The 26,897-nt window shown below is 37.6% G+C and carries 23 protein-coding genes and 1 pseudogene; 23 read left to right on the forward strand and 1 reads right to left on the reverse strand.

From position 1 onward, the window contains the following. The 6 genes from KE503_RS07295 to KE503_RS07320 all read left to right on the forward strand — a co-directional run bounded on the left by KE503_RS07295 (nucleotide 1) and on the right by KE503_RS07320 (nucleotide 8,099). Nucleotides 1–1,695, forward strand: coding sequence for a sulfate adenylyltransferase subunit 1 (locus tag KE503_RS07295; RefSeq protein ID WP_212384880.1), 1,695 nt, complete (start codon nucleotides 1–3; stop codon nucleotides 1,693–1,695). A gap of 584 nt (nucleotides 1,696–2,279) precedes the next feature. Continuing rightward, the gene (locus KE503_RS07300) at nucleotides 2,280–4,364 is read left to right on the forward strand and encodes a BglG family transcription antiterminator (protein WP_212384865.1); all 2,085 of its coding nucleotides are present in this window, start codon (nucleotides 2,280–2,282) and stop codon (nucleotides 4,362–4,364) included. 22 nt (nucleotides 4,365–4,386) lie between these two features. Then, on the forward strand, nucleotides 4,387–6,264 hold the full coding sequence (locus tag KE503_RS07305) for a PTS mannitol transporter subunit IICBA (RefSeq protein ID WP_212384866.1): 1,878 nt from the start codon (nucleotides 4,387–4,389) through the stop codon (nucleotides 6,262–6,264). 107 nt (nucleotides 6,265–6,371) lie between these two features. Further along, nucleotides 6,372–7,511 carry a mannitol-1-phosphate 5-dehydrogenase gene (locus KE503_RS07310; protein WP_212384867.1) on the forward strand — a complete coding sequence of 380 codons (1,140 nt, stop codon included), beginning with the start codon at nucleotides 6,372–6,374 and terminating at the stop codon, nucleotides 7,509–7,511. A 161-nt stretch (nucleotides 7,512–7,672) separates the two neighbouring features. After that, nucleotides 7,673–7,825, forward strand: coding sequence for a YezD family protein (locus tag KE503_RS07315; RefSeq protein WP_022374182.1), 153 nt, complete (start codon nucleotides 7,673–7,675; stop codon nucleotides 7,823–7,825). Between the two features lie 76 nt (nucleotides 7,826–7,901). Then, nucleotides 7,902–8,099: a hypothetical protein gene (locus KE503_RS07320; RefSeq protein ID WP_212384868.1), complete on the forward strand. Its 198-nt coding sequence runs from the start codon at nucleotides 7,902–7,904 to the stop codon at nucleotides 8,097–8,099. A gap of 107 nt (nucleotides 8,100–8,206) precedes the next feature. Here the strand turns inward: KE503_RS07320 and KE503_RS07325 are convergent, their stop codons facing one another. Continuing rightward, the gene (locus KE503_RS07325) at nucleotides 8,207–9,949 is read right to left on the reverse strand and encodes an Rqc2 family fibronectin-binding protein (protein WP_022374180.1); all 1,743 of its coding nucleotides are present in this window, start codon (nucleotides 9,947–9,949) and stop codon (nucleotides 8,207–8,209) included. A gap of 217 nt (nucleotides 9,950–10,166) precedes the next feature. Here KE503_RS07325 and KE503_RS07330 point away from each other — a divergent pair, with 217 nt between their 5' ends. The 17 genes and pseudogenes from KE503_RS07330 to KE503_RS07405 all read left to right on the forward strand — a co-directional run bounded on the left by KE503_RS07330 (nucleotide 10,167) and on the right by KE503_RS07405 (nucleotide 26,892). Continuing rightward, on the forward strand, nucleotides 10,167–11,180 hold the full coding sequence (locus tag KE503_RS07330; RefSeq protein ID WP_249183001.1) for a DUF7309 domain-containing protein: 1,014 nt from the start codon (nucleotides 10,167–10,169) through the stop codon (nucleotides 11,178–11,180). A gap of 140 nt (nucleotides 11,181–11,320) precedes the next feature. Next, nucleotides 11,321–12,502, forward strand: coding sequence for an ATP phosphoribosyltransferase regulatory subunit (hisZ, locus tag KE503_RS07335; protein WP_212384870.1), 1,182 nt, complete (start codon nucleotides 11,321–11,323; stop codon nucleotides 12,500–12,502). A gap of 37 nt (nucleotides 12,503–12,539) precedes the next feature. Beyond that, nucleotides 12,540–13,187 (forward strand): ATP phosphoribosyltransferase, encoded by a 648-nt coding sequence (hisG, locus tag KE503_RS07340; protein ID WP_008391334.1) that lies wholly within the window; start codon nucleotides 12,540–12,542, stop codon nucleotides 13,185–13,187. Nucleotides 13,188–13,203: 16 nt separating this feature from the next. After that, nucleotides 13,204–14,508 (forward strand): histidinol dehydrogenase, encoded by a 1,305-nt coding sequence (gene hisD, locus KE503_RS07345; protein ID WP_009264306.1) that lies wholly within the window; start codon nucleotides 13,204–13,206, stop codon nucleotides 14,506–14,508. A 4-nt stretch (nucleotides 14,509–14,512) separates the two neighbouring features. Further along, nucleotides 14,513–15,100 carry an imidazoleglycerol-phosphate dehydratase HisB gene (gene hisB, locus KE503_RS07350; protein WP_055197867.1) on the forward strand — a complete coding sequence of 196 codons (588 nt, stop codon included), beginning with the start codon at nucleotides 14,513–14,515 and terminating at the stop codon, nucleotides 15,098–15,100. 28 nt (nucleotides 15,101–15,128) lie between these two features. After that, nucleotides 15,129–15,458: pseudogene (gene hisI, locus KE503_RS07355) on the forward strand (phosphoribosyl-AMP cyclohydrolase); the annotation flags it as partial. A gap of 87 nt (nucleotides 15,459–15,545) precedes the next feature. Beyond that, a complete protein-coding gene (locus KE503_RS14695) occupies nucleotides 15,546–15,668 on the forward strand; it encodes a hypothetical protein (RefSeq protein ID WP_262568793.1) in 123 nt (40 codons plus the stop codon). 122 nt (nucleotides 15,669–15,790) lie between these two features. Further along, complete coding sequence (alaS, locus tag KE503_RS07360; protein ID WP_081020103.1) at nucleotides 15,791–18,430, forward strand: alanine--tRNA ligase; 2,640 nt, start codon at nucleotides 15,791–15,793, stop codon at nucleotides 18,428–18,430. Between the two features lie 102 nt (nucleotides 18,431–18,532). Next, complete coding sequence (rpsU, locus tag KE503_RS07365) at nucleotides 18,533–18,709, forward strand: 30S ribosomal protein S21 (protein WP_015530429.1); 177 nt, start codon at nucleotides 18,533–18,535, stop codon at nucleotides 18,707–18,709. 100 nt (nucleotides 18,710–18,809) lie between these two features. Continuing rightward, entirely contained in the window at nucleotides 18,810–19,076 is a 267-nt protein-coding gene (locus tag KE503_RS07370; RefSeq protein ID WP_022374099.1) for a YabP/YqfC family sporulation protein, read from the forward strand. Nucleotides 19,077–19,100: 24 nt separating this feature from the next. Next, the gene (locus KE503_RS07375; protein WP_212384871.1) at nucleotides 19,101–20,336 is read left to right on the forward strand and encodes a sporulation protein YqfD; all 1,236 of its coding nucleotides are present in this window, start codon (nucleotides 19,101–19,103) and stop codon (nucleotides 20,334–20,336) included. Between the two features lie 117 nt (nucleotides 20,337–20,453). Continuing rightward, the gene (locus tag KE503_RS07380; RefSeq protein WP_022374097.1) at nucleotides 20,454–21,452 is read left to right on the forward strand and encodes a PhoH family protein; all 999 of its coding nucleotides are present in this window, start codon (nucleotides 20,454–20,456) and stop codon (nucleotides 21,450–21,452) included. Between the two features lie 7 nt (nucleotides 21,453–21,459). Next, nucleotides 21,460–21,972: an rRNA maturation RNase YbeY gene (ybeY, locus tag KE503_RS07385; protein ID WP_022374096.1), complete on the forward strand. Its 513-nt coding sequence runs from the start codon at nucleotides 21,460–21,462 to the stop codon at nucleotides 21,970–21,972. Further along, entirely contained in the window at nucleotides 21,969–23,615 is a 1,647-nt protein-coding gene (locus KE503_RS07390) for a putative polysaccharide biosynthesis protein (RefSeq protein WP_055197876.1), read from the forward strand. Before ybeY ends, KE503_RS07390 begins: the two co-directional genes overlap by 4 nt. A gap of 94 nt (nucleotides 23,616–23,709) precedes the next feature. Next, entirely contained in the window at nucleotides 23,710–24,075 is a 366-nt protein-coding gene (locus KE503_RS07395; RefSeq protein WP_022374094.1) for a hypothetical protein, read from the forward strand. Beyond that, on the forward strand, nucleotides 24,026–25,318 hold the full coding sequence (locus KE503_RS07400) for an NAD(P)/FAD-dependent oxidoreductase (RefSeq protein WP_249183002.1): 1,293 nt from the start codon (nucleotides 24,026–24,028) through the stop codon (nucleotides 25,316–25,318). The genes KE503_RS07395 and KE503_RS07400 overlap by 50 nt, the downstream gene beginning before the upstream one ends. Then, a complete protein-coding gene (locus KE503_RS07405) occupies nucleotides 25,315–26,892 on the forward strand; it encodes an NAD(P)/FAD-dependent oxidoreductase (RefSeq protein ID WP_212384872.1) in 1,578 nt (525 codons plus the stop codon). The genes KE503_RS07400 and KE503_RS07405 overlap by 4 nt, the downstream gene beginning before the upstream one ends. The last annotated feature ends 5 nt before the right edge of the window (nucleotides 26,893–26,897 follow it).

Genomic DNA, 26,897 nt, shown 5'->3' on the forward strand with positions numbered 1-26,897 from the left:
ATGATCGGATTATTAAAATTTATTACTTGCGGTAGTGTGGATGATGGAAAATCCACACTGATCGGACATATTTTATATGATTCCAAGTTATTATATACAGACCAAGAAGAAGCATTAGAGTTAGACAGTAAAGTCGGAAGCCGTGGCGGTAAGATTGACTATTCCCTATTACTTGATGGATTGATGGCAGAGAGAGAACAGGGAATCACAATTGACGTTGCATACCGTTACTTTACAACAGAAAAAAGAAGTTTTATCGTAGCAGATACACCGGGACATGAAGAATATACAAGAAACATGGCCGTAGGAGCATCTTTTGCAGACTTAGCAGTCATCTTAATTGATGCATCTCAGGGAGTGTTAGTACAGACAAGACGTCATGCAAGAATCTGTGCGTTAATGGGAATCAGACATTTCGTATTTGCAGTCAACAAGATGGACCTTGTAAAATACGATCAGGAAACATTTCGAAAGATTGAAGAACAGATCAAAGAATTACAGGAAGAATTATCCCTTGCAAATGTAAAGATTATTCCAGTATCAGCAACAGAAGGAGATAACGTTACAACAAAATCAGACAACATCCCATGGTATACAGGAGAACCATTACTTGAATACTTAGAGACTGTTGATGTTCGCGAGAAATCCGAAGAAGAAGGATTCTACATGCCAGTTCAGCGAGTATGCCGTCCAAACCACACATTCCGTGGATTCCAGGGACAGATCGAATCCGGACAGATTTCTGTCGGAGATGAGATCGTGACATTACCAAGCAAAGAACATGCAAAGGTTAAGAGTTTATTAATTGGTGATAAAGATGCACAGACAGCTGAAAAAGGCCGCCCAGTAACCATCCAGTTAGACCGTGAAGTGGACGTATCCAGAGGATGTGTTCTGGCAAATAAAACAGAACTTCCAGTCAGCAAATCCTTTACAGCAACAGTTCTTTGGATGGATGACGGAGAATTATTACCAGGAAAAGAATATTTCGTAAAAATCGGAACAAAAGAAATTCCGGGAATTGTGACAAATATTCAGTATAAGATCGACGTTAACACAGGAGAATACATTCCAGCAAATAACTTAAGAAAGAACGAGATCGCAGTATGTGATGTCATTTTGCAGGAAGAGATCGTATTAGACGAATTTGATGATCATAAGACATTAGGAGAATTAATCTTAATCGACCGCATCACAAATATGACATCCGCATGCGGAGTTATCAAAAACTCTGAAGTTGACGAAGAAACAGACTTAAAATGCGTCTTCGCACACGGAAAATTAAAAGCAAATGGAGACATCTTTGAAGAATTCTACTACAATATGGAAAGTATGACAGTCACAAAGATCAAACCATCCGGAAAATCCTACACGATCGGAGATGAAATTCCAGTCGAAGGAGAAAGCTATCACTATCCAGACTACTTCGATGTCATCGTATTCAGAGACAAAGTAGCCGTACAGATCAGAGACCGCAAGGTAGTAGCAATCCAGCCAATCGAAGAATACGAATACAAAGGGTTACCATTAATCAACGGACGTGGATTTGAAATACTTGTAGATTCCAAAGAAAAAGCAGATAAGTTATTTGCAGAATTAAAAGAACAAGGATACAAACCAGGAAGCGAATTCTTTAACCGCTGGTTACGATTTGAAGCATATCGTAAGATTGTGTTTAGAGATAGTATTTACTAATTAAATTGTAATTGTATAACGGAAATGTATCGAGTATTCATAAAAAAGATAGAGGTACGAAAAACGAATTTCATTGACCTTCTGTCAACGAATCCAAAACTTATCAGCCAATACCATTTAACATACACAATGTGTAGTGATTTGAATAGCGTTCCGTTGTATGAGTCAGAAAGAAGATAAGAAGAACTATTTATAAGAAAAAAGGATGACAACATGAGCACTTTTTGAATGCGTTTTTTACAAATTCGCAGCGCCCTGTGGTCGATTGTTTGAACGTAGCTGCGGGCATTTTGGCTCGCAGCAAGCGAGTTATCGAAGGAACAGGCGCGGATCAGCGATTTGTAAAAAACGCTTTCAAAAATGCGGAGTGTCATCCTTTTTTCTTATAAATAGTTCTTCTTATCTTCTTTCTGACTCATACATGCAACACTATTACAATCAAAACTTGTCATGAAATAATACTGACAAACTATAAATACTGACAACAAAATGTCACTATTGAATGTCGTCAAAACCATCATATCAATTCCTTGTTCAAACCACCCATTGTATATATAATAATACGTGAAGGGGGATGATACAGAATGTCAAAGAAATCCGGATTAACAAAAAGACAGAAACTTATCATTGAGATGTTAGCAACCTTCAATGCTGACAATCCAATTACAATACAGGCAATATCAGAAAAACTGAAATTAAGTTCAAGAACCGTATTAAGAGAAATGCCACGCATCAACGAATGGTTTGAGGAAAACGACTTTAAACTGGTCAAGAAACCAAGAATCGGGTTGTATGTGGATGAAGATTCAGAAACAAGAAAATTCATCAAGGAACTTGTTGATATGGATGAGAACAAACCAGTATATAGTAAAGCGGATCGGCAGACGATCATATTACTTGATCTGCTAACGATCAACGAACCACTCAAATATTTTTACTTTACATCCCTTTTTCATATTTCGGATGCAACATTAAGCAATGACCTGGAAGAGATTGAAAAGTGGCTTGATCACTATAATCTGGTTCTTTACCGCAGACCAGGGATGGGAATTTACTGGGAAGGAAAAGAAGAAGATTACCGTCAGGCAGTGACAATGGTATTAAGAAAGAGGCTGAGAGGACGTTCCTTACAAGTTTTGTTTGAGGAAGAAAAGAAGATCAAAGAACGAATGTTTCCAGATCTTACACCACAGATGTTAAACAACACCAGAGATATTATTGAGAGAATGCAGGAAGTTCTGGATATCCAGTATACAGATCATTCTATCAGACATTTGAGATTATATCTTCTGGTAACACAAAACAGAGTAAGATTTGGACATGAGATCAAAGAAGAAAAAGATCTGACAGCAATCATTCATTTGCCAGAATGCCAGATAGCAAACTGGATTGGTACCAAGCTAAGCAACTTTGTAGGACATCAAGTTTCCAAAGGTGAAGTATATAACATAGCGATGCAGTTGTTAGCAGCAAAGATATGGAAGAATAACAGTGAAAACAAGATCGATGAAGAAAGTTTTAAAGTCAGACAGCTGGTCATGAGGATCATTGTGGAGATGGAAAAACTTTTGGAAATGGAATTTTTTGAAAATACAGTATTGATCGATGGTTTGTGTAATCATATGAAGCCAGCGATCAATCGAATGAAACAAGGTGTATTTACAGAAAACCAGTACATCGATATGTTGGAAGAAAAATATTCCAAAATCTATAAAGCAACAATCAAAGCGTGTGATTTCTTAAAAGAAGAACTACATATTGAAAAACTCCCAGAAGGAGAGTTAGGATTTATTGCTTTATATTTCTGCGTAGCGATCGAGCAGCAAAAAGACGAAGAAGAAAAATTATCAGTCTATGTTGCCTGCCCACATGGAATGGGAACATCACATATGTTAGCAGTTCATCTGAAAAAAGAATTTCCGCAGCTGATGGTACAAAAGATCATTTCCACAGCGGATATCAAGGAAGAAGAACTTATTAAAGAAGGAATTGATTTTATCATTTCCACAGCAAAATTAAATCTGACATTTCCAAATGTCTATGTGAACTCCATTTTAACAGAGACAGATAAGAAAATGATCAGTGCCATGATCAAAAATGTTGACAAGAAGAAAAAACTGAATCCGGCAAAGGCTGTAAAGCCAGTAAAAAGAGTCGGAAGAGAAGACATCGAGTATATGACACTTCTTGGACAGGAGATCTTACAGGTTTTAGATAATATTAAAATATCAACAGGTGAAAACATTAAGAACAAGGAACAATTGATCGATTACGCCGGAGGATTATTTGCAAGAAATGATTCGATGGCAGCAGAGATCACCTTTGCATTAAACAAACGCGAGAATATCGCAAGCACATTTATTCCGAGTATGAATGTATTATTTTTACATTGTGAAACGAAAGGTGTCAGACATTGCAGATTCGGATTTGTTTATTTAAAAGATGAGATCATCGAAAATGGACAGCCGATCAAGGGAGCGATCCTGATGCTTGTTCCACAGGGAGATGTAAGTAAGGCCTACCGTGAAATTATGAGTGAAATAAGCGGGGCATTAGCCGAGAAAGACCAGATCATCACCTATTTATTCGAGAAAAACAGAAATGCAGTCGAGGCAGAACTTGAAACAAGCCTTGGCAACTATTACGAAAATAAAATGAAGAGAAGATAAAAACAAAAGGAGGATATTGTAAATGAAAAATGGATTACAAAAATTCGGTAAATTTTTAAGTGCAATGGTAATGCCTAATATCGGAGCATTCATCGCATGGGGATTCATTACAGCATTATTTATCGCAGACGGATGGATTCCAAACGCAAAATTAGCATCCATTCAGCCATACATGTTAACATTCTTATTACCAATGCTCATTGCCTACACAGGTGGTAAACAGGTCGGTGGAGACCGTGGAGGAGTTATGGGTGCAATCGCAGTCATGGGTTGTATCGCCGGAGTTGGTGGATTTGATGGACAGCCAATGTTAATGGGAGCCATGGTAATGGGACCATTTGCAGGATGGGTTATCAAAACATTTGACAAAGCAATGGACGGACATATGCCAGCTGGATTTGAGATGTTAATTAACAACTTCTCCGTTGGTATCTTAGGAATGATCGTAGCGATCATCGGATATTTCCTGATCGGACCATTCATGTCAGCAGTATTAGCAGTATTAACAGCAGGAGTTAACGTACTTGTAAAAGCAAAATTAATACCTTTAGCAGCAATCTTTATCGAACCTGCCAAAGTATTATTCTTAAATAACGCTATCAACCATGGTATCTTTACACCAATCGGTATTGAACAGGCAAAAGCAGCTGGTAAATCTATCATGTACATGTTAGAGGCAAATCCAGGACCAGGACTTGGAGTATTATTAGCATATGCAATCTTCTCCAAAGACAAAGTAACAAAATCATCTGCACCAGGTGCGATCATCATTCACTTCTTCGGTGGTATTCATGAGATTTACTTCCCATATATCCTGATGAACCCTATCGTGATCATCGCTCCGATCGTTGGTAACATTTGTGCGATCACATTCTTTACATTTACAGGATGCGGACTTGTTGGACCATCTTCACCAGGATCTATCATCGCTTACTTATCAATGTCACCAAGAGCTCAGATGCCATTGACAATCTTAGGAGTATTGATCGCAACAGCAGTATCATTCTTGATCGCATCACCAATTATCCGTATGTCAGATGGTAAGAGCCTTGAAGATGCACAGAGCGATATGGCAGCTAAAAAAGCAGAATCCAAAGGAATCACAGTTGATCCAGGAGAAAAGAAAGCAGCAGACGAAGTGAAGAAAATCGTATTTGCATGTGACGCAGGAATGGGATCTTCCGCAATGGGAGCTACAAAATTCAGAAATCGTGTGAAAGCACAGAGACCAGATCTTACAGTTATCAATACATCTGTAGATAATATTCCAGCAGATTGTGATATCGCAGTTGTTCAGGCAGTTTTAGCAGACAGAGCTAGAAAATCTGCACCACAGGCACAGTTAGTAATTATCAATAACTTCTTACAGGATCCAAACTTAGACGGATTATATGAACAGATGACAGCAAAAGTAGATCCAGCCGTTCAGACAGCAGCAGCTGTTGAAGAAAAGGCAGAAACACCAGTTGTTACACGAAATTCAAAAATCCTTGTAGAAGAAGGAATCAAAACAGGATTAAAACCAGTCGACAAATTTGAAGCGATCAAAGCAGCAGGAAAACTGTTAAATGAACTTGGATACGTTGAAGAAGGTTATATCGATGCCATGGTAAAACGTGAGCAGACAGTGACAACATACATGGGATTAGGTGTAGCAATTCCTCATGGAACAGGTGACGCTAAGAAAAATGTACAGAAAACTGGTATCGTAATGCTTCAGTATCCAGAAGGTGTAGACTTTGATGGTGAAAAAGCACAGTTAGTATTCGGTATCGCTGGAATCGGTGATGAACATCTTGGATTATTAGCTAAGATTTCAGAGATCATCGAAGATCCAGAAAGACTGGAACAGTTAAAAACAACAGAAAACGTTGACGAAATCATGGAAATGTTTAAATAAGATTTAAGCAGACAAGGTCAATTTAATAAGCGGGAAATCATTCTCGCTTATTAAATACCTAAAACATATACTTATAGATTTAGATTTTAATTTTAGGAGTGAAGAAAATGAAGAAAGCAATTCAGTTTGGAGCAGGAAATATTGGACGTGGATTTATCGGTGGACTGTTAAGTGAAGCAGGATATCATGTTGTATTTGCAGATGTAAACCAGGAAATCGTTGATAAGATCAATGAAGACAAAAAATATACAATTTATGTAAAAGATGTAGAAAGTAAAGAAATCGTGATCACAGACATCAGTGCAGTAAATTCAACAAAACCTGAACTGATCGATGAGATCAAAGAAGCTGAAATCATTACAACAGCTGTTGGAGTAAGAATTCTTCCAATTATCGCTCCATCTATTGCAGAAGGAATCAAAGCAAGAAAAGAAAATGGTTCTGAAAAGTACTTAAATATCATCGCTTGTGAAAACGCAATCAAAGCAAGTTCTCAGTTAAAAGAAGCTGTTTATGGGAACTTAAATGACGAAGAAAAAGCATACGCAGACAAATATGTTGGATTCCCAGACTGCTCCGTAGATAGAATCGTACCTCCAGTACGTTTAGATAATCCAATCGACGTAGTCGTAGAAAACTACTATGAGTGGAATGTAGAAGAAGCATCCTTTAAGGGAGTGGTTCCTCAGATCAATGGAATGAACCTTGCAGATAACTTAATGGCATACATTGAAAGAAAATTATTTACATTAAATACAGGACACTGCATCACAGCATATCTTGGAAACTACAAAGGATATAAGACGATCGATGAAAGTATCGCAGACGATGAAATCTTTAAGACAGTGAAAAAAGCAATGCAGCAGAGTGGTATGGCATTAGTCAACAAATATGGATTTGACAAAGATGCTCACTTTAAATATATCGACAAGATCTTAAATCGTTTCAAAAACCCATACCTTGTAGATGATACAGCTCGTGTAGGAAGAGAACCATTAAGAAAATTAAGTGCAACAGACCGTTTAACAAAACCAACCATGACAGCATTAGAATATGATCTTCCAGTTGATGCGTTGTTAGCAGGAATGGCAGCAGCATTAAAATATGACAATGCAGAAGATCCACAGAGCGTAGAATTACAGGATAAGATCAAAGCAAATGGAGCAAAAGCTGCATTAAAAGAAGTATCTGGAATCACAGATGAAAAGATCTTAGATGATGTCGTAGCAATTTACGAAGCAATGTAATCAAAATAATATCAATGAAAATTAACCAAAAGTTAAAGTAAACAACCTTTTCTCTTAATCATATAATTTATATATGGAAAGGCGGCCGGAAATTTACCGGCCGTCTTTTTACGTGATAAGAAAGTATCATAACGTAGTGACATAGGAAATAAGGCGGGCATATGGAACATAATACAAAAAAATCACAAGAACAACACCAATGGCAAGAAAAAATCGAAGAGTTATTACAAAATATGAAATATGGCAATATTACGATCATTGTTCAGGATGGAAAGATCATTCAGATTGATAAGACAGAGAAACATAGAATATAGATTAAGGAAAATACTGTATTATTGCGTAAAAATCCGCTACAATAGAATTAAAAAGACCGGTGCTTTTTTATTGGTTTTGATCGTGTTTTTAAAGCTGCTTCAAAAGGCAAGAATCGCAGAGGAAAACGCAAAGAAATCTCAGTTACAGGCAGAACAAGCCAATGCATTTGAGGAAGATCGTAAAATGGCATTATCAAAATGCATGAATGGACATATTGCGAAACTAATTGATGTCAAGAATATGGAAGAAGTTTTGATGTCGGTTTTACGATAGTAAAAAAGAAGAGGTTATAAATAAAAGGAATCGATCACAAGAAAATATAAGTGATCAATCCCTTTTGTTATTTTGTGATACAAATTTTATAAATTCACAGATACAACCTATTCAACAACCTCAATTCCGTCAATATTTGGAATACACATCATAGAATAGTTCGTATGGTAAATGACAAATCCAGGTTTTGCTTTCGGTGGTTTCCGAAGTTCTTTTCTCTGTACATAATCGACTTCAACCTTTGGTGCCTGACGGCCTTTAGAATAATAAGCCGCAAGACGACCAGCTTCTTCAAATGTTGCATCTGGAAGTGTTTCTGCCTGCTCTTTACGAACAATGACATGTGAACCGGGCATATTTTTCGCATGGAACCACCAGTCACCACCATTTGCAAATTTAAAGCTTAATTCATCATTCTGGTAGTTGTTTTTCCCAACATACATATGGAAACCATCGGAAGAAATAAAATGTAATGGTTTGGATTTTGCTTGTTTCTTACCCTTTTTCTTTCCATGGCTCTTAATATAACCATAATCAGAAAGCTCATCTTTGATTAACTGAAGATCTTTTTCATCTTCTGATAAAGAAAGAGCAGTAGAGATGGAATCGAGATGATCAAGATCTGCTTTTGTCTCCACGACTAGCTCAGAAAGAGCTTCATACGTACGTTTTAATTTATTATATTTTGCAAAAAATTTCTTGGAATTCTCCAAAGGAGTTTTTGTTGGATCCAGAGGGATCGTAATCTCTTCATTTGTATAATAATTCATGCAAGTCAGAGATTTTGCATTTGGTTCCAATCCATAGCCATAAGTTTGTGTAAGTTCTCCATAAACTTTGAATTTCTCGCGTTTTTCCGTATCTTTTAACTGACGAAGCTGCAGATCATATTTCTTACTCGTTCTCTCAAGGGCTGTCTGCACGATCTTACGAAGATCAGAAGATTTCTGCTTCATTCTCGTATATTTTTCTTTTTCAGAATAATACCCGATCAATACGTCGAAAATAGAATCATATGTTTTTGCGGTGCAGTCAGGATAAGAAGTTAAAGGGATACAAGAAAATTCCTTCGGTTCTTCCCCGGAATAAATGATATTTGGCTGATAAGCTTCATCTTCTACAAGAGCATTTAATTTTATAAGCTGTCCATATAAACCAGCAGCACTGTCATCGGTCAAAGAATCCGTGGAAGCATTACCGTCAAGTCCTGCACGATAACAAAGTTCATTTGCGATCAAAGGACTCATTCCCGTGATGGAAGTATAAAGTGCTTTGCAAAGATTCAATGGTTTTGTGATGATATGCTGATAAAAGTCATCTGCAGTCAGGCTTGCTAGCGGATGTTTTCCCTTAGATGGCGGGAAGGTATAAGTACGTCCCGGCAATACCTCTCTGACAGAACTGATATTTGCAGAGATATGCTTGATGCTATCTAAGATCACATCATCGCTGTTTACAAAAATGATATTGCTGTGTTTTCCCATGATCTCAATGATCAGACGCTTCTGGCAGATATCTCCAAGTTCGTCTAGATGCTCAATCTGAATCTCAATGATACGCTCAAAATCAGGCTGAGTGATCGAGATGATCCTTCCGCTGCTGATATGTTTACGAAGCAGCATGCAGAAGTTTGGTGCCTGCATAGGGTTTGCTTTTCCTTCCTTGGATAAATAGACAAGGGGAAGAGAAGCACTGGCTGAGAGATGAAGTCTTGTTGTCAGTCTCTCTTTCTTGATCACAAGTGTGATCTCGTCGGCTTCTGGCTGATAGATCTTATAGATTCTTCCGCCAATGATCTGTTTATTTAATTCTGATACAATATTTGAAATGACAAATCCGTCGAATGCCATAATGAAATACCTCCTGGTAAAAAATCGGTTATCTTATAATATAAGAAGATAAATCCGTCAAACAATTATATCAGAAATCGGGAAAAGTATAAAGAAAAAACGATCAAATCAATAAATCATAGAGAGATAGTCGGGATTTTGTTGTAATTAAAATCATTTCTTATTATAATAAATCTTAAGTATACAAAATTACGTCAAAGATATGGAGGAAAGTTCATTGAGAAAAGAAGCATCAATCAATGCATGGAAGCAGTTATATGATATTACATTAAAGTTAGACAAATTAGAACCTTGGAATGATCTTGGAGATACGCAGCTTGTGACGATTCAGTTAAAAGACAGAGAAGAACCTGTCTTTTGCAGTGTGATGGGAAAATTCAGCGGGGAAAGAGGAATCGCAGTCTTCGACGGAATGGAAGGTTTAGGGGATTTCTATATGATCCTTGGAGCAGAAGAGGGAGATCTTCCAGCACAATATCTGATGGATGAGCATTCAAGCCTTACTTGTTTCTGGGGAAGCATGATGAATGTTCCAGACGAGCAAAGAAGCGTGATCGATGAATTGGATATCCGTTTCAAAACAATCAGTGACTGGATTTATTTTGTTTCTTATAAAAAAGGATACAAACCATATCAGTTAGATGAAGATGAAGTAGCACTTCTTACAGAAACTTATGAAAATTTATATATGATATTAGAAGCAGTCAAAGATGGAAAATTAAATCCAGATATCGAACAGGCAGAAGGAATCGTACGCCGTTATAATTCTGAAAATGACACATGGGAGATGTTTGTAAAAGAAATTCCAGAAGCAGAAAAAGAATTTCCATCCGTGATGTTAGAAGATCAGGATTTAAAAGACGAATTAAAGAATAAGAAACAGATTGATCTTGAAGTGATCTTAGATTTTACTTATCTCCCAGTGATGGTAGAAGGGGAAGAAGAGGGAGAACGTCCAAAGAATCCTCTGTTATTTATAGCATATGATAATACCGATGGCGGAGTGATCACAATGGATATTTTAGAAGAAGGTGATGATGAGATCAGTAGAACTTTGGGATTTTTCATCAGTTTCGTACAGCAGAATGGAAGGATGAAGACGATCAAAGCAAGAAATCCATGGATTTTTGGAGCCTTAGAAGATATCTGTGGATACTGCAGTGTGGATCTTGTATATGACCCAGTAGAAATCATGGATCAGGTCATTGAGGAAGTAATCTCCCAGTTGTAAGATTTTCATGTAATATAGGATAAGATGAATTAGAGTGAACGAGGTTGACAAATAAGTTAATGATTGGTAAAATACAAATAATTTGACGTGCTACCTAAGTAGCACTTTAATTCGATAAAGTATCAAGGAGCGGCAAAATTATGAATAAAAAGAGAGTCCACACACCAGAAGGTGTCAGAGATGTATATGGAACCGAATATGGACAGCGAAGCAAGTTAAAAGCCAAATTAAACAAAGTCTTTGCATCTTACGGATATGAAGGGATCAGAACTCCAGGATTTGAATTCTTTGACGTATTTAATAGCGAAAAAGGAACAGTCTCTGCAAGAGAGATGTTTAAATTTTTTGACAGAGAAGGAAATACCTTAGTTCTTCGTCCAGACGTCACACCATCCATTGCACGTTGTATTGCAAAATATTTTAATGAAGAGAATATGGGAATCCGTCTTTCTTATGCAGGAAACGTGTTTTTGAATAACTCAAGTTATCAACTGAAGTTAAAAGAGACATGTCAGTTAGGTGCAGAATTAGTCAATGATGCATCTGTACAGGCAGATACAGAATCCATTGCAATGGCAATTGATTGTTTTTTAGCAGCAGGATTAACAGATTTCAGACTTTCCATTGGGGAGGTTGAATTTTTTAACGGATTAACACAGACGATCAAAGAGGAAGAAGTCAAGACACAGCTTCGTGAATTGATCTTAAATAAAAACTATTTCGGATTAATGGAATATGTGGAAGCATTAGATTTATCTGATAAGATTAAAGATGTCTTCTTACATTTCAATGAGTTAAATGGAGATGTAGAGATCTTAGATCAAGCAGAAGCTATGGTAGAGAATGAACAGTCTAAGAAAGCGATCAAAAGACTTCGTGATGTCTATGATATTTTGAAATTATACGGCAAAGAACAGTATGTAAGTTTCGATCTTGGAATGTTAAATAAACATAACTATTATACAGGAATCATTTTCAAAGGTTACACTTATGGAACTGGAGACGCAGTCCTAAAGGGTGGACGATATGATAATCTGATCGAACAGTTTGGAAAGAAAGCCCCATCTGTCGGATTTGCGATCGTATTAGATGAGCTGATGATGGCATTAAGTCGCCAGGGAATCCATATGGAAGCTGATCATATGGATACCATGATCATTTATAAAGAAGCAACGATGAAAGATGCGATCCTTCGAGCAGAAGAATTAAGAAAAGAAGGAAAGAAAGTCATTTTAGAGAGAAAAAATAATCTGTGCAGTAAAGCAGATTATGAAAAATTTGCCAAAGAACATCGCCTTGGTGGAATCCTTTATTTTATCTAATCAACAAATCTAGCACAAAGAAGGGAAACAAAAGATCATGAGATATATTACATTTGCCCTTGCAAAAGGGCGACTTGCAAAGAAAGCGATGGCTTTATTAGAAGAGATCGGTATTACATGCGAGGAAATGAAAGATGAGAAAACAAGAAAATTGATCTTCGTCAATGAAGAATTAAAATTAAAATTTTTCCTATCCAAAGCAAGTGACGTGCCAACTTATGTTGAATACGGAGCAGCCGATATCGGTGTTGTTGGAAAGGATACAATCCTTGAAGAAGGAAGAAACCTGTATGAAGTATTAGATCTGAAATTCGGAGCCTGCAAGATGTGTGTCTGTGGACCAAAAGAAGCGAAGAAATACTTAAACAGCAATGAGATCATCCGTGTAGCATCCAAATATCCACATATTGCGAAAGAATATTTCAATAATCAGAAATTACAGACAGTAGAGATCGTTAAATTAAACGGATCTGTCGAACTTGCACCGATCGTTGGATTATCTGAGGTGATCGTCGACATCGTAGAGACAGGAACAACATTAAAAGAAAACGGACTAGAGGTCTTAGAAGAGGTTTGCCCACTATCTGCAAGAATGGTAGTAAATCAGGTAAGCCAGAAGATGGAACAGGAACGTATCAGTAAGATCATCGTTGCATTAAAGAAGATCTTAGACGAAAAAGAATAGGTCGGAGGAAAGAATCATGAGAATAGTAAAAGTAAACAAAGATTCAATTGCAAATATCTTATCAGATTTATTAAAGAGAAGTCCTACAAACTATGGGGATTTTCAGGATAAAGTTGATGCGATTATCAAAAATGTCAGAGATAATGGAGATAAAGCAGTCTTTGATTATACAGCACAGTTTGACAAAGCTGAGATCAATGCAGACAATATTTTAGTTACAGAAGAAGAGATCAAAGAAGCTTATGAAGAAGTGGATGATGAATTGATCAAAGTTATTCGTAAAGCAATCAAGAACATTCGTGATTTTCATGAAAAACAGATTCAGAAGAGCTGGTTTGAGACAAGAGAAGACGGAGTGATGCTTGGACAGAAAGTTACACCAATGGAGACTTGTGGCGTTTATGTGCCAGGTGGAAAAGCCGTTTATCCATCTTCTGTATTAATGAACATTGTTCCAGCACATGTTGCAGGAGTGAAAAATATCATCATGACAACACCTCCTGGAAAAGATGGAAAAGTTACAGCAAATACATTAGTGGCAGCAAAAGAAGCTGGAGCAACAAAAGTATATAAAGTTGGTGGAGCACAGGCAATCGCAGCGATGGCATTTGGAACAGAGTCTATTCCAAAAGTAGATAAGATCGTAGGACCAGGTAACATTTTTGTTGCATTAGCGAAAAAAGCAGTTTATGGAAATGTAAGCATCGATTCCATCGCAGGACCAAGTGAGATCTTAGTTTTAGCAGATGAGACAGCAAACCCAAGATATGTGGCAGCAGACTTACTTTCACAGGCAGAACATGATGAGATGGCAAGTGCGATCCTTGTTACAACAAGTGAAGAATTAGCACATAAAGTATCTGATGAGATCGATGGATTCTTAAATCAGTTATCAAGAAAAGAAATCATGGAGAAATCTCTAGATTCTTTCGGATATATTCTTGTTGCAAGTGATATGAAAGAAGCGATCGATACAGCAAATGCCATTGCATCTGAACATATGGAGATCATGACAGCCAATCCATTTGATGTTATGACAAGAATCAAGAATGCAGGAGCAATCTTTATTGGAGCATACAGTTGTGAACCTCTAGGAGATTATTTCGCAGGACCAAATCATGTTCTTCCTACAAACGGAACAGCGAAATTCTTCTCTCCATTAAGTGTTGACGATTTTATCAAGAAATCAAGTGTCATTTACTATTCAAGAGAAGCCTTAGAGCCAGTACACAAAGACATCGAATTCTTTGCAAATCAGGAACAGCTGACTGCACATGCAAATTCCATGAAAGTAAGATTTGAAGATAACCAGGAAGGATAAAGATATGAGTAGAAGTGCATCAATTGAAAGAAATACAAGCGAGACAAAGATCAAACTTTCCATTGACCTTGATGGAAATGGAAATGGAAACATCCATACAGGAATCGGTTTTTTTGACCATATGTTAAATGCATTTGCACGCCATGGATTTTTTGATCTTGATGTGGAAGTCGAAGGAGATCTATATGTCGACTGCCACCATACAATTGAAGATGTTGGAATTGTACTTGGCGAAGCGATCAAACAGGCGGTTGGAGATAAAAAAGGGATCAAACGTTATGGATCTTTCATGCTTCCAATGGATGAGACATTAATGCTATGTGCGATCGATTTATCTGGAAGACCATATTTTGTGATGGATTGTGACTTTACCGTTGACCGTGTTGGCGAATTTGACACAGAGATGGTAAAAGAATTCTTCTATGCGGTATCTTATGGCAGTATGATGAATCTGCATTTAAAGAAATTACATGGGGAAAATAATCATCATATGATTGAAGCAGCATTTAAAGCATTTGCTAAAGCTTTAGATGAAGCAACAAGTTTAGACTCAAGGATCACAGATGTGCTTTCTACGAAAGGAGCCCTATAAGATGAGCAACGAAGCAAAGCCATTAAACAGTAAGATGAGTTTTGATGAATTCAAATTAAACAGCGATGGAATGTTAACCGTTGTTGTACAGGATTATAAGACAAATGAAGTTTTGATGGTCGCATATATGACCAAGGAAGCTTATGATAAGACGATCGAGACAGGAATCATGACATATTACAGTCGAAGCCGTAATGAATTATGGATCAAAGGAGAGACATCCGGACATTATCAATATGTCAAAGATTTATATATCGACTGTGACAGAGATACTTTACTTGCCAAAGTAAAGCAGATCGGAGCTGCCTGCCATACAGGAAATTATTCTTGTTTCTACACAGATTTATTAGAAAAAGAGGATTAAGATGTAATCTTTGTGAGAAAATATTTGTGTTTCTAAGTTCGATTTGGTATAATCGACTTTATAAGATAAGGAGGCAAGATTATGACAGCATTTTTATCAGAATTAGTCTCTTATGTATTGAAGTTTGCGATTCTCTTTGCATGCTCCGCGGCAGGAATTTATTTCGGAACTGGTCGTGCAAAGGCAAAGAAGAAAGAAGCATAAGATCATACATGATTAGGAGAAGATCATTTAGCTGCATGAGTTTATATTCTCATGCAGCTAAAAAGCCGTAAAGACAAGGTCTTCTTAATAATATAATGAAATGACACTAGGAGGATGAAACGTTGAGAGCATATGGAGTCAACGAACTCAGGAAGATGTATCTTGAGTTTTTCGAAAGTAAAGGACATTTAGCATTAAAGAGTTTTTCACTTGTGCCAAAGAATGATAACAGTTTATTACTGATCAACGCTGGTATGGCACCACTGAAACCTTACTTCACAGGACAGGAAGTACCACCAAGAACAAGAGTAACAACATGTCAGAAGTGTATCCGTACAGGAGATATTGAAAATGTTGGTAAGACAGCAAGACATGGTACATTCTTTGAGATGTTAGGTAACTTCTCTTTTGGAGATTATTTTAAACACGAAGCAATCGCATGGTCTTGGGAATTTTTAACAGAAGTGATCGGATTAGATCCAGATAGATTATATCCATCTGTATATGAAGATGATGATGAAGCATTCGAGATTTGGGAGAAAGAGATCGGAATCGCACCAGAGAGAATCTTCCGTTTTGGAAAAGAAGACAACTTCTGGGAGCATGGTGCAGGACCTTGCGGACCATGTTCAGAGATCTACTATGATCGTGGAGAGAAATACGGATGTGGAAGCCCAGACTGTACAGTAGGATGTGACTGCGATCGTTATATGGAAGTATGGAACAACGTATTTACACAGTTTGAGAATGACGGACACAACAATTATACAGAATTAGAGAACAAGAACATTGATACAGGTATGGGACTGGAACGTCTTGCTGTTGTAGTACAGGAAGTAGATTCTATCTTTGATGTAGACTCTATCAAAGCAATCCGTGATGAAGTCTGTAAGATTGCTGGTGTTACTTATGGTGTCGATCACGAGACAGATGTATCTATCCGTGTGATCACAGACCATATCCGTTCTGCTACATTTATGTTATCTGATGGTATCACACCATCCAACGAAGGACGTGGATATGTACTTCGTCGTCTGATCCGTCGTGCAGCAAGACATGGAAGATTACTAGGAATCGATCATCTGTTCTTAACAGATATCAGTAAGATTGTGATCCGTGAATCCAAAGACGGATATCCAGAATTAGAAGAAAAAGCAGAATTTATCTTCAATCATTTATCTCAGGAAGAAAAACAGTTCAACAAGACGATCGATCAGGGACTGTCTATTTTAGCAGATATGGAAAAAGATATGAACGAAAAAGGCAGCAAAGAACTTGCTGGTGCTGATGCGTTCAAATTATATGACACTTATGGATTCCCACTAGATCTGACAATCGAAATCTTAGAAGAAAAGGGATTTACTGTAGACAAAGAAGGCTTTGATAAAGAAATGCAGATTCAGAGAGAAACTGCCAGAGCTGCAAGAAAAACAACAAACTACATGGGTGCCGATGCAACTGTTTACGAACAGTTAGACCCAGCTATGACAACAAAATTTGTTGGATATGATGAGCTTACTTGTGAAGGCGAGATCACAGCCATGACAACAGAGACAGAAGTTGTTTCTACTCTGAATAAAGGAGACAAAGGAACAATCGTTGCTGACCAGACAGCATTTTATGCAACAAGTGGTGGTCAGGAAGCAGATAAAGGTGTGATCGTCAGTGGAGATGCAGCTTTTGAAGTAGAAGATGTTATTAAATTATCTGGTGGTAAGTTCGGACATGTTGGACACGTAGTTGAAGGAACATTCAACGTAGGAGACAAAGCAGTCTTTACAGTCAATGAGAAGAACCGAGCATTAGGAGCTAAGAATCATAGTGCAACTCATTTATTACAGAAAGCATTAAGAGAAGTGCTTGGAACTCACGTAGAACAGGCAGGATCTTTAAATAATGCCGAACATTTAAGATTCGACTTTACACATTTCTCACCATTATCTGATGATGAGATCGCAAGAGTTGAAAAGATCGTCAATGAAAAGATCGCCGAGGATCTTCCAGTTGTAACAAAAGTTATGTCTATGGAAGATGCTAAGAAAACAGGAGCTATGGCACTGTTTGGAGAGAAATACGGAGATGAAGTAAGAGTCGTTTCTATGGGAGATTTCTCTGTAGAATTATGTGGTGGTACTCATGTAAAGAATACCGGAGTGATCACAGCATTTAAGATTTTATCTGAAACTGGTGTTGCATCAGGAGTTCGAAGAATCGAAGCAGTGACTGACCAGGGAGTATTTAACTATTACCACAAACAGGAAGAAGAATTAAAAGAAGCAGCCAAAGCATTAAAAGCTACACCAGCAACACTGCTTACAAGAATTGAATCTCTTCTTGCAGAAGTGAAAGAATTAAAGAGTGAAAATGAATCCTTAAAGAGCAAACTTGCAAAAGATGCTCTAGGAGATGTTATGGATCAGGTAGAAGAAGTCAAAGGAGTGAAAGTTCTTGCAACTTCTCTAGAAGATGTTGATATGAACGGGCTTCGTGAACTTGGAGATAATTTAAAAGAAAAATTAGGAGAAGGTGTCATTGTCCTTGCTTCCCAGAAAGACGGAAAAGTTTTCTTAGTTGCCATGGTAACAGACGAAGCACAAAAAGCAGGGGCACACGCTGGAAACCTGATCAAAGCGATCGCCGGATGTGTTGGAGGCGGCGGTGGAGGACGTCCAAACATGGCTCAGGCCGGAGGAAAGAACCCAGCCGGAATCCCAGAAGCAGTAGCAAAAGTAAAAGAAATTTTAGAAAGTCAAATTTCATAGTTGACAAATCTCTGGAATGTGATATACTAATCTAGTGCAAAAAATTAAAACCCAAACAGTCCTATGCACAAGTACAAGACTGGAGGGGAGGTCGGGAATAGAATGTCAAACGTAATCGTTAAAGAAAATGAATCTTTAGATAGCGCTCTTCGCAGATTCAAGAGAAACTGTGCAAAAGCAGGAATTCAGCAGGAGATTCGTAAAAGAGAACATTACGAGAAGCCAAGCGTAAGACGTAAGAAAAAGTCTGAAGCAGCTCGTAAGAGAAAATCTAAATAATTTTTATCAGTTGAAAAGATAAGCATCATTTACCTGAAAACAGGTATATGATGCTTTTTTTCGGCATATATTAAACCAAATGCCACAAAAGGAGTTTTTCATGAAGAATAAACCAAAAGAAGCAATCGCCAAAGGACTTTCGCTTCCAAGAGATGTGGTGTTTGGAGATTTTATCATTAGCTTGACAGGGAACTGTGAAGCGTACATAGAAAATTATCGGGGAATTGTATCGTATGATGAGGATACGATTTCTGTTCAGGGAAATCATGTCATATTAAACATCTATGGATGTGGTTTAACGGTTGATTTTTACTCACAGGAAGCGATGAAGGTTAAAGGAAAGATCAAAAGGCTGGAATATGTATGATATTCTCTGAAAGGAGCATGGCATATGCTTAAGATCCTGCATTTTATATTTGGGCAATTATATTTTCAAGTCAAAGGATATCAGACAGAGCGTTTCCTAAATCTCTGTGCCAAAAACCATCTGGTACTGTGGGAATTGAAACCAGTATCAGACGGCTATGCCTTTTGTATTAGAAAAAGTGCTTATCAAACATTAGTAACATTAGCACAGAAAGCAAATGTTGAGCTTACGTTACAAAAACAAAGGGGGCTGCCATATTTCTTAAAAGAACATAGAAATCGTAAAATATTATTTTTCTTCATATTTTTATGTGCGATGATGATCTTTTCTTTTAGCCAGTTTTTATGGGAAATCACAGTTTCAGGAGGAGAAGTATATTCGAAAAGTGATATACTAAAATATGTCACGGATAACTACTATCATCTGGGAACATTAAAATATCAGATTGATTGTGATGCTTTGGAAGATCATCTGAGAGAAGATTATGATGAGATTGCGTGGGTATCCTGTTCTGTTCAGGGAACAAGACTACATATCGAGATCAAAGAAACTTTGGATCGCAAAACAAAGCAGAATCCAAAGAAGCCATGTGATATCGTGGCAAATAAATCAGGGATCATTACAAAAATGGCAGTAAAAAGCGGGACACCATTGGTAAGCACCGGTGACAGCGTGAAAAAAGGAACAACATTGATATCTGGATTGATCTATTACTACAGCGATGATTTTACTGTGACACAAACAGATAAGATCAAAGCAGATGGTGAAATTATTATGCGTACCAAAGAGGTATATGAAAATTCCATCCCGATGGAATATTATGAAAAAACAATCACAGATGAGAAAAAATGCATCAAAAATATATATTTGGGGCAATATCAGTTTGATTTTCCATCGAAGCAAAAACAGAATCATACAAATGTAGTGACAGAGAGAAGATCATTAAAAATAGGGACTTCTTTTTATTTGCCCATAGGAATTACGATTCAAACAACCGAAAAATACCAGCCAAAAAAGAAAATCTTAACGAAAAAAAAAGCACAGTTGAAATTAAAAAAACAGCTCGAACATTATCTTACGAAGAAAGCCAAAAAAGGGGCAAAGATTGTTCACTGTGAAGAAAATTATCAAAGGAAGAACAACCGATATGAAGTGAGGGCATCGATCATCAAAGAAGAAAGTATTGGAAAAATCCGAAATATCAAGAAATTAACAAAAAAACAAGAAGAGATGATCGCACCAACGACGGCACAGCAATAAATATTAAAAACCTATGAATCAGACCACATGTATTTTATATGTCTGTCAGGTTGAAAAACTTTGTAACAGATGGTAAAATACATAAGAATATACGCAAAGAAGGAGACTGAGAATTAGATGAATCCAGTTGAAATAGAAATGAATTTTCCAGCAGAACATGGTGGGAATGTATTTGGGCAATTTGATGCCTACATGAAGAAAATTGAAAAGACATTGCATGTAAGTCTGATCCTGCGTGGTGACCAGTTAAAATGCATTGGAACACAACAGGCAGTTAATCATGCGATTTCTGTGATCGATGAGTTACTTGAATTATCCAAACGAGGGAATGTGATCACAGAGCAGAATGTAAATTATGCTTTATCTTTATCTATGGAAGAAAAATCTACAAGTCTTGTAGAACTTGATAAAGATGTGATCTGTCACACGATTCAGGGTAAAGCTGTCAAACCAAAGACTTTAGGACAGCAAAAATACGTCGAAGCGATCAAAGATAAGATGATCACGTTTGGTGTTGGCCCAGCAGGAACTGGTAAGACTTATCTTGCGATGGCAATGGCAATTACAGCATTCAAGAATGATGAAGTCAGCCGTATTATCTTAACAAGGCCAGCGATCGAAGCAGGAGAGAAATTGGGATTCTTGCCAGGAGACTTACAAAGTAAAGTAGATCCATATTTAAGACCATTGTATGATGCTCTGTATGAGATTCTCGGAGCCGATGCATTTATGAAGAATATGGAGAAAGGCTTAATTGAAGTTGCTCCATTGGCTTATATGAGAGGCCGTACACTGGATAATGCATACATTATCTTAGATGAGGCACAGAATACAACACCAGCACAGATGAAGATGTTCTTAACACGTATTGGTTTTGGCTCTAAAGCGATCATCACTGGTGATTTGACACAGAAAGACTTGCCATTTGACAGTATTTCAGGGTTAGAAGAAGCTTTAAGAGTATTGCGAAAAGTCAAAGAGATCGGAGTCTGTGAACTTACAAATAAGGACGTTGTAAGACATCCATTAGTACAGAAGATTGTTGCAGCATATGATCAGTATGAATCAGCTAGATCTGCGAGAAAGAATAAGAACAACAAAAAGAACAGAAGATAGGAATATTATGAGTATTATAATTGAGAACGAATACGAGGGAGAGATCAATATCCCTTATGAGAAGATCGCACATGAAGTCATTGAGGCAGCAATTGATTATGTGGACTGCCCTTATGAGTGCGAAGTGAACTTAATGTTGACTGATAATGACACGATCCATGAGATCAACAAAGAACAAAGAGAGATCGACCGTCCAACTGACGTATTATCTTTCCCAATGGCAGAATATGAACAGCCAGCAGATTTTTCAAAAATCGAAGAAGATCCGATGGCGTTTGACCCGGAAAGTGGGGAATTTCTGCTTGGAGATATTGTGATCTCTATGGACAAAGTATGGGAACAGGCTGAGAATTATGGACACAGCCGCGAGAGAGAATATGCATTTTTGATCGCGCACAGTATGTTACATCTGTTTGGATATGACCATATGGAAGAGGAAGAACGAAAAGATATGGAAAAACGTCAGGAAGAGATTCTGACAAAGACGAAATATACAAGAGATGAAAGAGGTTTAGTATGAGTAAAAGCAGCAAAAACTCATTTTTAATGCAGGGAATGATTTTAGCCGCAGCGTCTATTGTCTGCCGTGTGATCGGATTATTATATCGTAGTCCACTGTTTGGGATTATTGGCGAAGAAGGAATGGGGTATTATTCTTATGCATATAATATTTACAATATTATTTTGCTGATCGCATCCTTCAGTATCCCACTTGCAGTTTCCAAGTCAATTTCTGCAAGACTTGCAAAGAGAGAATATATCAATGCACAGAGAATTTTCTATGGAGCATTAGTTTATGCGATCGTTGTTGGTGGTATCGCATCATTGATCGCATATTTTGGAGCACCAACCTTTGTTGGACATCAGAAAGGTGCCGCACTTGCTCTTCAGGTGATCTCTCCAACCATCTTTTTCTCTGGAATCCTTGGAGTATTAAGAGGATATTTTCAGGGGCATAATACGATGGTACCAACATCCATTTCCCAGATCATCGAGCAGATCTTGAATGCGATCTTTAGTATTTTGATGGCATATGTATTGATCTTACCATATCTGCCATCTAAGACGATCACATACGAGATTGCTAGACATGGAGCAGCAGGTAGTGCGATTGGTACAGGAGTCGGAGTTTTAACAGGGCTGATCTTTTGTTTTATTATTTATCGTGCATATCAGCCAAAAGTTAAGATTCAGATGAAACATGACCGTACGAAATATATCGAATCTTATGGAAATATCTTAAAGATCTTATTATTGACGATCACACCAGTGATCTTCAGTACAGCGATCTATAACTGCAGTGCAACGATCGATCAGACGATCTTTAGTAATATTTTAGTAGGAAAAGGAATCACAGCGAAAGTAGTTTCAGGATTTTATGGACTGTTCAGCAGCCAGTACAATGTTCTGATCAACGTACCAGTAGCGATGGCATCCGCACTTTCCAATGCGATCGTGCCAAATGTTTCTGCAGCTTATGCTTTGGGTAAGAAAGATGATATGAATGATAGCATTCAGATGGCAATCCGTTTTACAATGATGATCGCAATTCCATGTGCGGTCGGACTTGGCGTGTTAAACAGCTCTATTAATGGACTTATTTTCGGTGCCGTATATGCCAAAGGATTAGGAGCTGCAATGCTTCGAATCGGTGCAGTCTCTGTTATTTTCTACTGCCTGTCTACATTGACAAATGGTATTTTACAGGGAATGGGCAAGATGCGTGTGCCAGTCAAACATTCAGCAATCTCTGTTGTCGTTAATATCGTTGTTTTATGGCTGTTATTAACATATACAGATTGTAAAACCTATGGATTAGTCTTTGCAACAATGGCATTTTCGCTTGTCATGTGTCTGTTAAATGCACATTCCATCAAGAAATATACAGGATTCCATCAGGAGATCACAAAGACATTTATCAAACCTGCATTAAGTGCAGCTGTGATGGGTGTCGTATGCTTCCTGATCCAGTATGGGGTTCAAAGCGTCCTGCCATTTGGACGAGTATGCTTTGCAATCTGTGTGATCATTGCAGTACCAGTTGGAGCACTGATCTATTTTGCGGCGATCATTAAATTAAAAGTATTTACAGAAGAAGAACTTACAAAGATTCCAAAAGGAAATCTGATCGTAAAATTAGCAAAGAAATTACATTTATTGTAAAAACAATAACAAAAGTCCAAGTCGTAACAGATCTGGACTTTTTGTATAAATAATCCCATCTTTGGAAACAATATAGCCAAAGGAGGGTGATATCATGAAGAAGATCAACCGATTTTTGATCATTTATATGATCGTGATCACTGTTTTATGTGCATACATGTGCTATCTAGCCTTTACAAGAAATGAAAATATAGACAAGATTCAGGAAGTTCGCTCTCAGGTAACAACGACAGTGCTAAAGAAGCAGACAAAAGCCGAAAAGAAGGTGAAAGCAACCTACAGTCTTAAGATTTTAGATGGCAGTCTGGCAGTGATCAATAATAAGACAAAAGAAGTTTTTGAGTACACAGATATGAAGAAAGAAAACCTCCCAGCAGATATTTTAAATATGTTAAAGGAGAATTTTGTCTTTGAAAACAGAGAAGAAGTATATCATTTTCTGGAATCATACAGTAGCTAAACGAATAATTTGGAGAAAACAACAAATGAAATATGATGTGATCATCGTTGGAGCAGGGGCTTCTGGAATGATGGCAGCGATCACAGCAGCTGGCCATCATAAGAAAGTTCTTTTGCTTGAGCGAATGGATAAATTAGGAAAGAAAATATTGGCGACAGGGAATGGAAGATGCAATCTGTCAAATGCTTATATGGATGAGAATTGTTACCGCGGGCAGAGACCTTCCTTTGCCTATCCGATGATCGAAGAATTTGGTTTGGAAGAATTGATTCAATTCTTTGAATCCCTCGGAATGCTTATCACAGAGCAAAACGGGTATTATTACCCGGCATCCTTACAGGCGGTAACGGTGGTTGACACACTGACACAGAAATTAAAACATTTACATGTCGATATTTTGACAGACTTTGAAGTGATAAAGGCAGAGAAACGCAAATCGACATTTTATGTCTATGGAAATGAGAAATGTTTTCAAGCGAGAAATCTGATTCTTGCAACTGGCGGATGTGCACAGCCCAATTTAGGAAGCAATGGGAGTGGATACAAACTTGCAAAAGACTTTCATCATAAGATTACGGATACATTCCCGTCTTTGGTAGGACTGGAAGCGGAAGGGAAATATTTAAAAGAAACTTCTGGAGTCAGAAATGTCAGTGATATTAGCGTCTATGCAAACAATGAATTGATTGCAAAAGAACATGGAGAAGTCCAGTTTACCAAATACGGAATCTCTGGAATCCCAATTTTCCAGATCAGCCATTTTGCGATCGAAGCACTAAGAAGAAAGAAAAAAGTAAAAGTCTATTTAAATCTCATGCCGCAGATGGTAACCTTAGAAGAAACAACAGAAGTATTCTTAAAAAACTGTAATTACAAGACAGTGGAAGAATTCTTCCAGGGATTTTTAAATAAAAAGTTGGTTTATGCGATCTTACAGAGACTAAAGATCGATCCGAGAAAGCCAGTTGCGCAGATTTCAAAGAAGGATCTAAAAAGAATTTTAGATATGATCCAAAACTTTGAAGTCCAGATCAAAGGATACAAAGGATACGATATGGCACAGGTAACAGCTGGAGGTGTATCCACAAAAGAAATTATACAGGGAACACTAGAATCAAAATTATTAGAAGGGCTTTATGTTGTCGGTGAATTACTAGATGTCGATGGAACATGCGGAGGATACAATCTGCAATGGGCATTTACATCCGGATACATCGCAGCAAGCCAGATAGGAAGACAATGATAAGAATCAACCAGATCAAGCTGCCGATTGATCACAAAGAAGCAGCATTTGAAAAAAAGATAAAAAAAGCGTTACATAACACAGAATATAAACAATACAAGATCGTAAAACGATCCATCGATGCAAGGAAAAAAGAAGAATTATCTTATGTATATGCAGTCGATGTGACATTAAGCAAGAATCAGGAAGAGAAATTCCTGAAAAAGAATAAAAACCGCAATATCATGGCGGTTAAAGAAAAAGAATTTGAATTTTCGAAAAAACAGAGAGAATTTAAGTATCCGCCAGTTGTGATCGGAATGGGACCGGCAGGACTATTTGCAGCCTTGATGCTCGCAAGAGCCGGGTTAAATCCGATCGTCTTAGAACGAGGAAAAGACGTCACAAACCGTATGAAAGATGTCGAGCATTTCTGGGAAACTGGCGAGTTGAATTCTGAATCCAATGTCCAATTTGGAGAAGGTGGCGCAGGAACATTTTCTGATGGAAAGTTAAACACATTGGTGAAAGATAAATTCGGAAGAAATAAATTCGTCTTAGAAACTTTCGTAAAACATGGGGCACCAGAAGAAATCTTATATGAAAATAAACCTCATATTGGAACCGATCTTTTAAGAAATGTTGTTGCAGGAATCCGAGAAGAGATCAAATCACTTGGCGGAGATGTCCGTTTTGAGGCAAAAGTGACGGATTTTGTGATCAAAGATGGAAAATTAACCGGACTGATCATCAATGACGAAGAAGAACTTAAAACAGAAGCAGCAATCTTAGCACCAGGACACAGTGCCAGAGATACATTTAAGGTATTATCAGACCGGAATTTAGAGATGCATCCAAAAGCATTTGCGATCGGACTTCGTGTGGAACATCCGCGTGAGATGATCGATCATTCCCAGTACGGAGAAGGTGCAGATAAATACAATCTTCCAGCAGCATCTTACAAACTGACCTATCATGCAGACAATGGAAGAAGTGTATATTCTTTCTGCATGTGTCCAGGAGGTTTTGTTGTCAACGCATCTTCAGAACCAGAACGATTAACTGTTAATGGAATGAGTAATCATGATAGAGCAGCAAAGAATTCTAACAGCGCGATCATCGCAAGTGTTACACCCGATGATTTTGACGGAGATGATGCATTAGCAGGTGTAAGATTCCAACAAAAATGGGAAGCAAAAGCGTTTCATGAAGGGAAAGGAGAGATTCCGGTACAGATATTAAAAGATTTCAGAGAAGGAAAGATCACAGAATCTTTTGGTGAGATCATACCGAATACCAAAGGAAAGACAAGCTTTGGAAACTTGAGAAACTGCCTTCCAGAACCAGTTAGTGAAGCAATTTGTGAAGGAATGGAATATTTTGATACAAAGATCAAAGGATTTAACAGAGAAGATACCGTTCTTTGCGGAATCGAAGCAAGAACATCTTCCCCGTTAAGGATTGAAAGAGATCAAGGATTCGAGAGTAATATTAAAGGAATCTATCCATGCGGAGAGGGAGCAGGCTTTGCCGGAGGTATCACTTCTGCAGCAATGGATGGAATTAAGGTTGCACAAGCCCTCGTTACAGTGTAAAATAC

Origin of the sequence: Anaerostipes sp. Marseille-Q3525, from assembly GCF_018223505.1 — a bacterium.
Taxonomy (GTDB): Bacteria; Bacillota; Clostridia; order Lachnospirales; family Lachnospiraceae; genus Anaerostipes; species Anaerostipes amylophilus.

Coding starts and splice junctions, on each gene's coding strand:
- KE503_RS07295 (WP_212384880.1), top strand. CDS start 1: ATGATCGGATTATTAAAATTTATTACTTGCGGTAGTGTGGATGATGGA.
- KE503_RS07300 (WP_212384865.1), top strand. CDS start 2,280: ATGTCAAAGAAATCCGGATTAACAAAAAGACAGAAACTTATCATTGAG.
- KE503_RS07305 (WP_212384866.1), top strand. CDS start 4,387: ATGAAAAATGGATTACAAAAATTCGGTAAATTTTTAAGTGCAATGGTA.
- KE503_RS07310 (WP_212384867.1), top strand. CDS start 6,372: ATGAAGAAAGCAATTCAGTTTGGAGCAGGAAATATTGGACGTGGATTT.
- KE503_RS07315 (WP_022374182.1), top strand. CDS start 7,673: ATGGAACATAATACAAAAAAATCACAAGAACAACACCAATGGCAAGAA.
- KE503_RS07325 (WP_022374180.1), bottom strand. CDS start 9,949: ATGGCATTCGACGGATTTGTCATTTCAAATATTGTATCAGAATTAAAT.
- hisZ (WP_212384870.1), top strand. CDS start 11,321: ATGAATAAAAAGAGAGTCCACACACCAGAAGGTGTCAGAGATGTATAT.
- hisG (WP_008391334.1), top strand. CDS start 12,540: ATGAGATATATTACATTTGCCCTTGCAAAAGGGCGACTTGCAAAGAAA.
- hisD (WP_009264306.1), top strand. CDS start 13,204: ATGAGAATAGTAAAAGTAAACAAAGATTCAATTGCAAATATCTTATCA.
- hisB (WP_055197867.1), top strand. CDS start 14,513: ATGAGTAGAAGTGCATCAATTGAAAGAAATACAAGCGAGACAAAGATC.
- KE503_RS14695 (WP_262568793.1), top strand. CDS start 15,546: ATGACAGCATTTTTATCAGAATTAGTCTCTTATGTATTGAAGTTTGCG.
- rpsU (WP_015530429.1), top strand. CDS start 18,533: ATGTCAAACGTAATCGTTAAAGAAAATGAATCTTTAGATAGCGCTCTT.
- KE503_RS07370 (WP_022374099.1), top strand. CDS start 18,810: ATGAAGAATAAACCAAAAGAAGCAATCGCCAAAGGACTTTCGCTTCCA.
- KE503_RS07375 (WP_212384871.1), top strand. CDS start 19,101: ATGCTTAAGATCCTGCATTTTATATTTGGGCAATTATATTTTCAAGTC.
- KE503_RS07380 (WP_022374097.1), top strand. CDS start 20,454: ATGAATCCAGTTGAAATAGAAATGAATTTTCCAGCAGAACATGGTGGG.
- ybeY (WP_022374096.1), top strand. CDS start 21,460: ATGAGTATTATAATTGAGAACGAATACGAGGGAGAGATCAATATCCCT.
- KE503_RS07390 (WP_055197876.1), top strand. CDS start 21,969: ATGAGTAAAAGCAGCAAAAACTCATTTTTAATGCAGGGAATGATTTTA.
- KE503_RS07395 (WP_022374094.1), top strand. CDS start 23,710: ATGAAGAAGATCAACCGATTTTTGATCATTTATATGATCGTGATCACT.
- KE503_RS07405 (WP_212384872.1), top strand. CDS start 25,315: ATGATAAGAATCAACCAGATCAAGCTGCCGATTGATCACAAAGAAGCA.